7 protein-coding genes are annotated in these 12851 nt (G+C 62.1%); all 7 read left to right on the plus strand.

From position 1 onward, the window contains the following. Positions 1-809 precede the first annotated feature (809 nt). The 7 genes from AC56DV_RS33005 (at position 810) to AC56DV_RS33035 (ending at position 12746) form a co-directional block, all read left to right on the plus strand. A complete protein-coding gene (locus AC56DV_RS33005; RefSeq protein WP_496318426.1) occupies positions 810-2021 on the plus strand; it encodes a glycoside hydrolase family 62 protein in 1212 nt (403 codons plus the stop codon). A 55-nt stretch (positions 2022-2076) separates the two neighbouring features. Further along, positions 2077-3615 carry an alpha-N-arabinofuranosidase gene (locus AC56DV_RS33010; RefSeq protein WP_496318427.1) on the plus strand — a complete coding sequence of 513 codons (1539 nt, stop codon included), beginning with the start codon at positions 2077-2079 and terminating at the stop codon, positions 3613-3615. Between the two features lie 4 nt (positions 3616-3619). Continuing rightward, on the plus strand, positions 3620-4894 hold the full coding sequence (locus tag AC56DV_RS33015; protein ID WP_496318428.1) for a family 43 glycosylhydrolase: 1275 nt from the start codon (positions 3620-3622) through the stop codon (positions 4892-4894). Beyond that, positions 4791-6644 (plus strand): family 43 glycosylhydrolase, encoded by a 1854-nt coding sequence (locus AC56DV_RS33020; protein ID WP_496318429.1) that lies wholly within the window; start codon positions 4791-4793, stop codon positions 6642-6644. The genes AC56DV_RS33015 and AC56DV_RS33020 overlap by 104 nt, the downstream gene beginning before the upstream one ends. Positions 6645-6753: 109 nt before the next feature. Further along, on the plus strand, positions 6754-7887 hold the full coding sequence (locus AC56DV_RS33025) for a hypothetical protein (RefSeq protein WP_496318430.1): 1134 nt from the start codon (positions 6754-6756) through the stop codon (positions 7885-7887). A gap of 75 nt (positions 7888-7962) precedes the next feature. Beyond that, positions 7963-11121 carry a TonB-dependent receptor gene (locus AC56DV_RS33030; protein ID WP_496318431.1) on the plus strand — a complete coding sequence of 1053 codons (3159 nt, stop codon included), beginning with the start codon at positions 7963-7965 and terminating at the stop codon, positions 11119-11121. 128 nt (positions 11122-11249) lie between these two features. Continuing rightward, a complete protein-coding gene (locus AC56DV_RS33035; protein ID WP_496318432.1) occupies positions 11250-12746 on the plus strand; it encodes a tryptophan halogenase family protein in 1497 nt (498 codons plus the stop codon). The last annotated feature ends 105 nt before the right edge of the window (positions 12747-12851 follow it).

Consider the following 12851-nt stretch of genomic DNA (forward strand, 5'->3'; position numbering starts at 1 on the left):
ATTATTGCAGCGATCGTTTTAGCGCCTGCGCCACTTCGGTCAGGCACGCATCGCCGCCCCGATCCCCGATGCCCATAGTGGTCGTTATAGGCCTTGAAGGCATCGATATCGATCATCCACAGCCGCAACGGGGTACGCACGCGGGCCAGCACCACGGGAAAATTCAACGGCTAGGTGACAAAGTCGGCCGCCCCCACTTCCAGCGCCAGCACTTCTCTTTCCATGCTGTGATGAGCGCCGAAATAGCGCGAATGATGAGGATAGTACAAGGATGCAGATAATCGCATAGATACTGCACTTCCTTGCATCCGACGCGCGGCGATGGCACTGCGGCCGATGGCGCACAGGTGCTGACTGGCTCGGCAAGCGGCCGGCTAAAGCGATCAATAGCAAAATCTGCACGGGTACCGGCACCGGCCGTGCAGAATTTTCACCCGGGGCCGTGATGGCAGGCGGCGGCGCATTTCAGCGTGTATTTTTGCCGCAATATTTGGGATAGACTCCGCCGGATCGCGGCACAGGTGGGGCTGACTCCCGTCCCGCGAGCGGAAACCAGCGTGTTATTGGACAGCGTGCCCGACCGATCCCAACGCCGAAGGCGACGTGTGGGTGGCCGACGGGGACAGCGCCTTCCACCCGCCCGATGGCGGCGCCACCTGGACCAAGCTGAGCGTGACCGGGTCCGTCTGGGGTTCCCATCCTGCTTGGCAATGGCCCGAGGTGTACGGCGCCACCGCCATCGCCTTGGGCCAGGCGCCGGCCGGCGTGAGCTACTCGGCCTCGGTGCATCTGGCCGGCGTGCGGGGCGTGTGCCGCTCCGGACGGTGGCGGGCTGGAGCCGCATCAACCGCGATAAGCATCAATTTGGCGGCATCGCCGCCGATCGGAGCATCGTCGGACGGAATTCTGTGGGCAATTTTTTGATGCGCAAAAAAAGGAAGATATTAATGAATCTAAAAAAAAGCAGTATCAGGGTAACCCTGTGGGCTGCCTTGGCAGTATGTGGTTGTGGCGAGAATAATGCAATTGCCAACAACCCTGCCGAGTCTGCGGCGCAGGCTGCCAAGCTGGCGTTCAAATGGACTTCGAGCCCGCCGCTTATTGCGCCTCAACCAGATTCAAATCAGACGGTTTACTCCGTAAAAGATCCTTCGATTGTTTACGCGAACGGAAAATACCACGTATTCCTCACAACGGCCGGGTCTGCCGGCTGGGGCCTTGGGTACACAAGCTTTGACAAGTGGTCGAACGCTTCGGCCGCGAAAATAGTCCCACTTGACAAGTCCCCTATGGGGCCAGGTTATCGCGCAGCACCACAAGTATTTTATTTCGCTCCGCAGAAAACATGGTATCTCGTATATCAAGGTGCCGATCCGCTTTACTCAACCTCGAAAGACATCAGCGATCCGATGTCCTGGAGCGCGCCGAAACCCTTCTTCCCAGTCGTACCCGACATCGTCAAGGCCCCGCTAGGCGCAGGCTGGCTGGATTTTTGGGTAATCTGCGATGCCAAAAAATGCTATATGTTCGGTACCGACGATAATGGACGTTTGCTTCGGTCCGAAACCGAATTAGGCCAGTTCCCGAATGGCTTCCATAACACTGTCGCTGTCATGACCGAAAAAAAGGAAGACGTGTTCGAGGCGAGTAATACCTACAAGATTGCCAACACGAATACCTACATTACTCTGGTGGAGGCAATTTCGCCACAAGGGCGATACTTTCGGATTTGGAAGAGCAATGGCCTGGACGGAACATGGGAGCCATTCTCTTCCGCGCCAATGAACGCTTTCGCGACTCGCGATAATGTTGAACAGATTTGGTCGGAGGGGATTTCCCACGGCGAATTGGTGCGGACTAATACCGATCAAACGATGACAATCGATCCTTGCCGGCCGCTCGAATACCTCTTCCAGGGGAATGACCCTGCAGTGCGCGTGGACGATTACATCAAAGTTCCGTATCGCTTAGGTGTGATCACGACGAAGGGAAAAAATCCAGTAAGCGCACTCTGCCGCTGATCCAGCGCGCCGGCTCTGCAGCACTCTTTAATACCAACTGTCTGGAAACCTCTGTATGAACATCATTAAACATAGCCTCGCCGTTCTGGGCATGATCGCGGCGCCGGCTTTTGCCGCCAGCCCGGTCAGCATCAGCATCGACGCCGGCAAACCCGGCCCTGTCATCAACAAGAACGTGTATGGCCAGTTCGCCGAACACCTCGGCACCGGCGTCTACGAAGGCATGTATGTCGGCTTGAAGTCGAACATCCCCAACACCAGGGGCTGGCGCAATGACGTCGTCGGCGCGCTCAAGGAGTTGCATGTGCCGCTGGTGCGCTGGCCGGGCGGCTGCTTCGCCGACACATACCATTGGCGCGACGGCATCGGCCCGCAGGACAAGCGCCCCAGCATCGTCCACGCCAATGGCGGCGCAGACGAGATCAACGCCGTCGGCACCCACGAATTCTTCGACCTGATCGACATGCTTGGCGCCGACGCCTACGTCAACGGCAACGTCGGTACCGGCAGCGTGCAGGAGATGTCCGATTGGATCGAGTACATGACTGCGGACGGCGGCTCGCCCCTGGCCAGGCTGCGCGCCCAGAACGGGCGCGAAAAGCCGTTCAAAGTCGCCTACTTCGGTATCGGCAATGAGTTATGGGGCTGCGGCGGCAACATGAAGCCCGACTACTACGTGAACCTGTACAGCAATTACGAGCATTTCCTGAGGGCGCCTGAAAAGTCCAGGCCGAAAATGATCGCCAGCGGCGGCAGTGGCTTCGACACCGCCTGGACCGACGTCCTGAGCAAGGAACTGAAGGGCCGCACGGTGGGCATCAGTGTCCACCAATACACCATCCCGGGCAGCAGTTGGGAGGTCAAGGGCAAGGACCTTGGTTTCAAGGAAGGCGAGTGGATGTCGACTCTTGCCAATACCTTGAAAATGGATCAGCTCGTCAAAGATCACGTGGCCGTGCTGGACAAGCACGATCCCGAGAAGAAGATCGGGCTGATGGTCGACGAGTGGGGCACCTGGTATGACGAAGCGGGCGCCAGAAGCGCGCTGTTCCAGCAGAACTCCCTGCGCGACGCGCTGGTGGCGGCGCTCAACTTCCACATCTTCCATGAGCACGCGGAGCGGGTCCCGATGACCACCATCGCCCAGATGGTCAACGTCCTGCAGGCGATGATCCTGACCGACAAGGAGAAGATGGTCCTGACCCCGACCTACTACACGTTCCAGATGTATGTGCCGTTCCAGGATGCCAAGTCGCTGCCGCTGGCAATCAAGGACAACACCAGCTACACCCTGGGCGCATCGACCATTCCGGGCGTGAGCGCTTCGGCGGCACGCGCCAAGGACGGCAAGCTGTACCTGGCGCTGGTCAACACCGATCCGCACAAGCCGGTCGACGTCGCCGTCAACGTCGCCGGCACGAAGGTAAAAGGTGCGGCCGGCAAGGTGCTGACCTCGGCCACGATGGATGCGCACAACACGTTCCAGAATCCGCAGGCCATCAAGCCGGCGGCGTTCAGCGCGCGTGCCGCAGGCGGCAAGCTGGCGATCAAGGTGCCTGCCAAGGCCGTGATGGTGGTCGCTTTGGAGGAGTAAACCCATGACAAAAACAACCCGCTCCGCTGTCATTCTCTTGTCCGTGTTGGCTTCGCTGCCCGCCATGTCATTCGCGCTCAACCCGGCTATTCAAACGATGTACACCGCCGATCCAGCCCCTATGGTCCATAAGGGCACGCTCTACCTGTTTTCCAGCCACGACGAAGATGTCGGGGAAAAGAACAATTTCAACATGAAGAACTGGGTACTCGCCACGACGACGGACATGGTGAACTGGACCCAGCATGGCGTGATCGCCTCGCTCCGGGATTTCCCCTGGGCCGCCAAGGAGACCTCCGGCTGGGACGGTTTTGACAACGGCGCCTGGGCTCCCCAGGTGATCGAGAGGGATGGCAAATGGTATCTCTATGGCCCGGTGCAGGGCCGGGGCATAGGCGTGCTAGTCGCCGATAATCCCCTGGGTCCCTACACCGATCCCCTCAAAAGACCGCTGATCGCCGGCCACGCCGGCGGCCTGTACGACAGCATCGATCCGACCGTGTACCTCGACGACAAGGGCCAGGCCTATCTCGCCTGGGGCAATCCCAATCTGTGGTCGGTGAAGCTGAACAAGGACATGATTTCCTACGACGCCAGCGTCGGGGAAAAGGGCATCATTCGCCATCCGATGACCGTCAAGGCCCTGGGCGAGCGCAACCCTCCGGACACACAAGGCGTTACGCTGCCGAAACCCGCCCTGCGCGGCACATCCTACGAAGAGGGCCCCTGGCTCTATAAGCGCAAGAATCTCAACTACCTGTTTTTTGCCGGTGGTCCCATCCCTGAGCATCTCGCCTACTCCACCGGCCCCACACCCGAAGGCCCGTGGACCTACGGTGGCGTGGTCATGACGCCGCAAAGCGCCTTCACCAACCACCCGGGCGTGGTCGATTACAAGGGCAAGACCTACCTCTTCTATCACAACGCCGCGCTGCCGGGAGGCGACGGCTTCAAACGTTCCGTGGCGGTCGATGAGTTGAAGTTCAACCCGGACGGCTCGGTCCAGATGGTGCAGCCGACCAAGGAAGGGCCGGCACCGCTCGCCACCCTCGATCCCTACAGACGCGTGGAAGCGGAGACCATCGCCTGGTCTTCCGGTGTCAAGATCGAGCCCAGCAGCGCAGGCGGCCAGAATGTGCGAGACATCCACGACGGCGACCACATCCAGGTGCGAAATGTCGATTTCGGCGCGGCCGGCGCGCGCCTTCAAGGCCAGCCTTTCCAGCACTGCCAAGGCGAAGCAGGCCACCGGGGCAAAGATCGAGATTCGTTTGGGTAAGCTCGACGGCCAGCTGATTGGCACGCTTCCGGTCTCGGGGACCGGCGGCGAATGGCAGCCGCAGTCTGCCCGGATCTCCGCAGCCTCCGGCGTCCACGATCTCTTCTTCGTGTTTCGCGGTGCCGCCGGCGAGGAACTGTTCAAGTTCGATCACTGGCAATTCTCCCAGAATGATCTGCCCGCGGACCGCGCCTCCGTTGCGTCACGGCCTCTTCCGGCGGCACAGGCGAATCGTGCCCATAATCCCCTTATCTGGGCCGACGTCCCGGACATCGCAGTCATCCGTGTCGGAAAAACCTACTACATGAGCAGCACGACGATGCACATGAGCCCGGGCCTCCCGATCATGAAGTCGGCGGACCTGGTCAACTGGAGCATGGCATCCTACGCCTACGAAACCCTGGCCGATAACGAAGCCTTCCGCCTCGAAAACGGCAACAACGCCTACGGTGAGGGCTCCTGGGCCAGCAGCCTGCGCTACCACGACGGCGTGTTCCATGCCTCGACATTCGCCGCCACCAAAGGCGGGCGCACCCATATCTTCACCACGCGCGATCCGGAACGCGGCCCGTGGAAAGAGACGAGTTTCGAGCCCTTGATGAATGACCACAGCCTGTTTTTCGACGACGACGGCCGCGTATACATGGTGTGGGGGTGCAACCGCATCATGCTCACCGAGCTGAAACGCGATCTCACCGGAGTCAAGCCCGGCGGCGTGAACAAGGCCATCATCGAACACGTCAACGCCCTCTTCGGCGCCGACCAGGGCGGGCTCTGTGGCGAGGGCTCGCAGCTTTCCAAGATCAACGGCCGCTACTACCTCTTCAACATCGCCTCGCCCAAGACCCGCTGGGCGCGCACCGTCATCGTCCACCGCGCCGACAAGATCGACGGCCCCTACGAGGGCCGCATCGCCCTCGATGATCGCGGTATCGCGCAGGGCGGCCTGATCGACACCCCGGAAGGCAAATGGTATGCCTATCTTTTCAAGGACAACGGCGCCGTCGGTCGCGTCCCCTACCTCGTGCCCGTGACCTGGAAGGACGGCTGGCCCGTGCTCGGCCAAGACGGCGAGGTGCCCATGACGCTCGACATCCCCGCCGGCGGACAGGGCGCCTCCGGCGCCTCCGGCATCGTCGCCTCCGACGAATTCGACCGCCAGCCCGGCGCCCCCGACCTGCCCCTCGCCTGGCAATGGAATCACAATCCCGAGCCCCGCAACTGGTCGCTCGCCAAGCGCCCGGGCTACCTGAGCTTCGTCACCAGCCGGGTCGATTCCAGCCTGCCCGAGGCCAGGAATACCCTCACCCAGCGCGCCTTTGGCCCTGACAGTTCCGCCACCACCAGCATCGACGTGAGCGGCATGAAAGACGGCGACTGGGCCGGCCTGGCCGCTTTTCAGAAAAGGTATGGCTTTGTCGGCGTAAAGATGAGCGGAGGCGCCAGGTCTCTCGTCATGGTGAGCGCCGACTCAGACCAGCCCGAGGAGATCGCCTCCATTCCCCTCCCTGGCAATACCGTTCACCTCAAGGTCGAAGGCGAATTCCAGTCTGCGCCTGAAGTTGCCCGCTTCTCCTACAGCCTCGACGGCAAATCCTGGACTCCCATCGGTCGTCCCTCGCGCCTTGCCTACACCTTCCCGCACTTCATGGGTTACCGCTACGCGCTCTTCTTCTATTCGACCAAGACCGCCGGCGGCCGTGTGGACTTTGACTACTACCGGATCGGGCAAAGCGGCGGCCCCCGCTGACCGCGCGGGCAGGCACTGAAATAGCGCAAATGGCGAAGATATTACAAGGGTGCAAATAGTCGCATTGATACTGCACTTCCGTGCATTTTGGCGTCGGGAGTTGGTGGCAGTGCCGCCGACCATCGCGACCATCACCCTGAAGGCGACGGCCAGTTCCGGCGGGCCAATTACCTACGTGTCGAACACGCCGGGCATTTGCAGCGTCAGCGGCGCCACGCTGTCGCTGCTGAAAGCGGGCGAGTGTTCGGTGAACGCCAACCAGGTCGGCGGAAACGGCTACGCCGCCGCCTCGGCGCGCCAGCTTTTCGTCATTCCCAAGCGGCCGGCGGCGATCGCCTTCCGCAATCCGGGGGCGCAGCCCCTGGACACGCAGCCGGTGCAGCTGGAGGCAATCTCCAGCCTGGCCTTCCCCGTCGTCCTTGCCACCAGCACGCCCGCGGTGTGCTCGGTCAGTGGAAACACGATGCAAAAGCTCGCCGATGGTCTGTGCGTCGTCACCGCCACGGCGGACGGCGGCGAGATCTACGAGACGGCAAAAGTGGTGAAAAGCGTGCCGATCGGGAACGCACAGGCTCCCGAGCTGAAGTTCTCGAGCGGCTACAAGAATGCCTCGACCACCAACGAGGAAGGCAGAGTTGACATAGGCGGAGGCAGTAGCGAGAAGGGTTGGTGGTGCGACGGCTGGTGCGATACCAGCGTTACGGCGGACGGCAGCAGCATCAGCAATACCTTCAGCTGGAAGAGGGAGCCCTTCACCGACGGACGCTGGTGGAAGAACTTTTCGCAAATCGACGTGTACGCGCCCGCCGTGAAGGAGATGTCGAAGCTCGGGGACATGTCTGCAGGCGTGCGGGTCGATGCCCAGTCGGCGCTGAAGTTCACCTTCGCCCAGAACCAGGAATGGTTCGATACGGGCGACAACAGTGTCGACATCGACTTGATCCTCGGCCACTTCAACCGCAAGGCAAGCGACAACAACAAAGAGTGCAACGTGCAGCTGCGAGGCAACTTCAAGCCAAGCTCCCCGGCTGCGGCGAACTACAGTGTCAGCCTGAAGAACCTCACCGTCTCGGAGGCGTGCGACCTGAAGGATCTCAATCCCTGGTTTGAGCTGCAGGATTATCCGATCGTCAAGATACGGTTTGCCTCGGCGAACGGCAACCGCAGCGTACCGAGTGCGACTGCGCCGGCGCCGAATTACCCGACTACGGTCACGCTGACCGGAGCAATCACCCTCCAGTGACGGCGCACGACCATTCACTGGCCCCGCCCGTGCGGCGGGCAGCCAAGGCACACAAAATATCAGGAGACAGAAATAATGAGGAGAATCGGAACCATGGCCAAGCGGGAGCCGTTGAGGATGACCGCGCTGGCGTTTGCGGCGGCGCAGGTCGCAGCGCTCCATAGCGGCGCTGCGCAGGCGCAAACGGCGCCTTCGGCGCCGGCCGCCAAGGAGGAAGAGGTCGTGAGCGTGGTGGTGAGCGGCCAGCGCGAAGCGATGCGCTCGGCCGCCAAGCTGAAACAGAATGCCGAGGAAATCGTCGATGGCGTCGTCGCCGAGGAGGCCGGCAAGCTTCCCGACAAGTCGATCACCGAAGTGCTGCAGCGCGTAGTCGGCGTCACGATGGACCGCAACCGCTCGCGCGGCGACCCGGAGCATTTCTCGGTCGAGGGTTCCGGCATTTCAGTGCGCGGCCTGACCTGGGGTTCATCCACCTTGAACGGCCGCGAATCGTTCTCGGCCGGCTATCCGGGACGCGAATTGAGCTGGGGCGACATTCCGGCGGAACTGATGTCCGCGGTGGTCGTGCACAAGAACCCGCCGGCCGAGTTGATCGAAGGCGGCGTCAGCGGCCAGGTCGACTTGCGCACCGCGCTGCCTTTCGACTACAAGGGCGACAAATTCGCGGCCTCGACCTACGCGAACTACAACGAGCTCGGTGAGAAAACCTCTCCCGCCGTCTCCGGCCTGGTCTCGAAACGCTGGGAAAACGACTTCGGCCAGTGGGGCGCGCTGCTCAACTTGTCCGGCAACCAGAGCAACTCCCAGAACGACACGGTGCAAGTTGACGCCTATTTTCCGCGCACCGACGTGGTCCCTGGACAAACCGTGTGGGTACCCAAATCGGCATCGTGGCGCACCAACACCAGCAAGACCGACCGCGCCGGCGTGTATGCCGCGCTGCAGTGGAAAAAGGCCGGGCTCTCGTCGGCGCTCACCTACTTCCACTCCGGCTACAAGGAAACCGGCACCGAGAACGCCCTGTACACCGGCGTGGAGAACCCCTACAAGTCCAAGCTCATCGACCCGGTGTTCGACAGCAACGGCGTGCTGCAGTCGGCCAGGTACACCTATCCGATCGGCGGCCGGGGCGCGAATAATTTCGTGGACGGCGGGCTGGGTTTCAATTCCAACCAGACCTATAGCGACAGGCGCTCGCAGACCCGGGAGATCGCCTGGAACGCCAAGTGGAACATCAATGACCGCTGGTCGCTGCAGAACGACCTGCAATGGGTCCATGCGACCAACAAGAGCTGGAACGGCAACATCACCCTGGCCACCTTCGTGCCGAGCATGAATATCGACCTGACCGGCAAGCCTGCGCAGATCACCTTCGACGACAAGGCGAAAGCGTTCCTGAAGAATCCGGGGAACTACTACCTGGAGAACTTTATGCCGGGCAAGAACAAGGCGGACGCCGACCTGTATGCGTGGAAGACCGACGTGCGCTTCAAGTTCGATCATCCGGTCATGCGCGACCTGCGCTTCGGCGTGCGCGCGACCCAGCGTAAGGCGCACCGTGTCGAAGCAAGCGGCTCGACCTGGTACAGCGCCTCGCTGCCATGGGAAGTGAAGAATTCGCCCAGGCCGGGGCAGCCGGCAGCCGCGACGGACCCAGGCGATGGGATTCGGGGCAATTTCAGTTACCTGAGCGATCCAAGGTACGCGGCCCTGACGCCGACCACCACGTACGGCTTCAACAACTTCTTCAATGGCAAGATCCCCACACCGGGCGAACTGGTGGTGCCGACCCTGGCCTCGGTCAGGGACTATCCCAATGCCTACGCGGGCGTGAATGAGCTCAAGAAGATGCAATGCCAGGACGCCAACGCGCAATTCGGCACCAACAGGGACTGCTCGGCGCTGGACGACCCATGGAAGCCGCTCGTCTACGACGGCGCCCCTTCCAAAACCAGCCGCCAGGCGGAGCGGACGGAGGCCGCCTACCTGTCGACGCGCTTCGGCTTCGACGACCTGCGTTTCCCGGTCGAGGGCAGCGCCGGCGTACGCGTGGTCCACACCAAGACGGTGGCCCACGGCTACACCGTGTTCCTGCCGGTCTACAGCACCGGCTCGCCGCCGTCGGTGCCTAAGTTTGGACCGATCAACGAGCCGATCAACGACGGCAAGAGCTCCGTCGACGTGCTGCCGAGTGTTAACCTGAAGATGGAATTCACTCCCCAGCTGCAAGCGCGTTTTGCGTTCGGGAAGTCGATGTATCGGCCGAGCTTTGCCGATCTGAACGAGTACATCGAGTTGAGGCAGGATTTGGTGTATGCCAACGACAACGGCCCCCTGACGAACGTCAACTACCGGGGTAACAACAAGGGCAACGTCCATCTGAAGCCCACCAAGGCCAACAGCTTTGACTTGGCGCTCGAGTGGTATCCGGGCAACGGCACCTCGCTGACGGGTACCGTTTTCCACAAGGAAGTGCGTGACATCATCATGCGCTCTGCCTATACCCGCGACTACAACGACCTGGCCGGCAACGCGCAAACCTTCACGATCACCGCGCCGGACAATGCATCGGACGGTTCGGTGAGTGGACTGGAGCTCGCCGGCCAGACCTATTTCAATAATGTGCCCGGGTTGGCGCGCATTCTGCCGGAATGGGCCAAGGGTTTCGGCGTGTCGGCGAACTATACCTACATCAAGAGCAAGCAGACGCTGCACCATCCGTACAATCTGAAGTACTGCCCGGCCGCCAATTCGTTCAACAACAGTTCCTTGAACTTGCTCGGCTGCGACACCAACGGCTTGCCGTTCACCGACATGCCCTTGCAGTATTTGTCGAAGAACGCCTACAACTTCATGCTCATGTATGACCAGGGGCCGATGTCGATGCGCTTGGCCTACAGCTGGCGCAGCCGTTTCCTGCAGGGCGTGTCCGTCAATGGCACGCAGGGCGACACCGCCACCAGTGCCGATCCGACCCGGGCGACGATTGTAGATGGCAAGACGGTCTATCCGCAGGATGTGGGCTGGGGCTTGCCGACCTGGCAGGAAGCGGCCGGACAGCTGGACTTCGGGTTCGACTATCGGTTCAGCGACCGTGTCCAGGCCAGCTTCTCGGCAAGTAACCTCTTGGATACCGTCGTTAGACAGACCCAACAGCAGACCATCGGCAACATGCCGCGTGCCTGGTTCGAGCCTGGCCGCAGTTATCGCCTGGCGCTGCGCTACACGTACTAAGACGCCGCACTGTCCTGACATCGGGTCCATCGCCACTCAGGCGAATTGAACCTCCCGTCGTCCCCTGCCGCTTTGGCGGCAGTTTCAGAGGTGGCCCCGGCCGCCTCTTTTTTTAGGTTGGGTTGCCTATGTCTAACAAAGCTATTCGAACAATCGTCATTGTCGGCGGCGGTACTGCCGGGTGGATGACGGCCACCGCGCTGGCCACCGCGCTCCCCGCCGCGCTCAAGGGCGGCACCATCATCGAGCTGGTCGAGTCGGAGGAGATCGGCATTGTCGGCGTGAGGGAGGCGACCTTTCCTTCGATCCGCAACTTCCACCGCCTGCTCGGCATTGACGAGGCCGAGTTCCTGCGCGCCACCAACGGCAGCTACAAGCTGGGCATCCAGTTTTGCGACTGGCGCGCGGGCGGCGAAAGCTATTTCCACACCTTCGGCGATTTCGGCGAACTGAGCGGATCCCGCGCGGTGTGGGGCCAGCACCACCGGCTGGGCGAGGCCGGCCTTGGGTCCCTGGGCGAGCAATGCCTGCCCTCCGTGATGGCCAGCCTGGGCCGCTTCGCGCTGCCGGGAGAAAACGACCGCTACGATTACGCCTACCACTTCGACGCCGCGCTGTACGCCGCCTTCCTGCGCAAGCTGGGTGAGCGGCGCGGCGTGCGCCGCACCGAGGGGCGCATCGTCGACGTGGCGCGGCGCGCCGACGGCGGCGTCGACCGGCTTAGCCTGGCTGATGGGCGCGTAGTGGCCGGCGACCTGTACATCGACTGTTCCGGCTTCGCGTCGCTGCTGCTGGGGCGCACCTTGGGCGAACCGTTCGTCGACTTCAGCCACTGGCTGCCGGTGGACCGGGCCTGGGCCTGTCCGACCGAACGGATCGGGACCGACCTGACGCCCTACACGCGCGCCACCGCGCTGGAGGCGGGCTGGGCGTGGCGGATTCCGCTGCAAAACCGCACCGGCAACGGCCACGTGTTCGCCAGCCGCTACATCGACGAGGATCGCGCGCGCGCGCAATTGCTCGAACGGCTGGACGGCCCGGCGCTGGCCGAACCGCGCCTGCTGCGCTTCCAGACCGGCCACCGCGCGCGTGCCTGGGTGCACAACGTGGTCGCCCTGGGCCTGTCGGGAGGCTTCTTGGAGCCGCTCGAGTCGACCAGCATCTTCCTGGTCCAGAGAGCGATGGGGCGGCTGATCGATTTGCTGCTGTCGGGCGCGCCGCTCACCGAGCAGGTGATAGCCGGCTACAACGGCGAAGTGGGGCTCCAGTTCGCGCGCGTGCGTGATTTCATCATCCTGCACTACTGTCTGAGCGCGCGCCGCGACAGCGCGCTGTGGCGCGCGATGGCAACCATGGAGCTGCCCGACACGCTGGCCTTCAAGCTCCACGCATGGCGCCAGGCGGGCGCGCTGCACCAGTACGACCTGGAGGGCTTCGACGCGACCAGCTGGCTGGCGATCCATGCAGGCATGGGGTATTGGCCCGAGCGCGCCGATCCTTCGCTGGGCGACGTCGAGCGCGCGGTGGCGCTGCAAGGATTGCAGTGGCGCCGCGAATGCATCGCCACCGCCGTGGCGGCCATGCCCAAACACGACGCCTACCTGCGCGGCATGCTGGGGCGCTGAGTCCATTAATGGACATAGTGTTTAGCGCACTTGCTTAAGATCTTAGAACGATCTGCATGCGGATGTTTTTATAGCCATAAATACTATACGCCTCCGTCGATCTTT

Source organism: Massilia sp. BGA-UO-ETr-WB1 (assembly GCF_059567845.1).

Coding starts and splice junctions, on each gene's coding strand:
- AC56DV_RS33010 (WP_496318427.1), top strand. CDS start 2,077: ATGAACATCATTAAACATAGCCTCGCCGTTCTGGGCATGATCGCGGCG.
- AC56DV_RS33015 (WP_496318428.1), top strand. CDS start 3,620: ATGACAAAAACAACCCGCTCCGCTGTCATTCTCTTGTCCGTGTTGGCT.
- AC56DV_RS33020 (WP_496318429.1), top strand. CDS start 4,791: ATGTCGATTTCGGCGCGGCCGGCGCGCGCCTTCAAGGCCAGCCTTTCC.
- AC56DV_RS33030 (WP_496318431.1), top strand. CDS start 7,963: ATGAGGAGAATCGGAACCATGGCCAAGCGGGAGCCGTTGAGGATGACC.
- AC56DV_RS33035 (WP_496318432.1), top strand. CDS start 11,250: ATGTCTAACAAAGCTATTCGAACAATCGTCATTGTCGGCGGCGGTACT.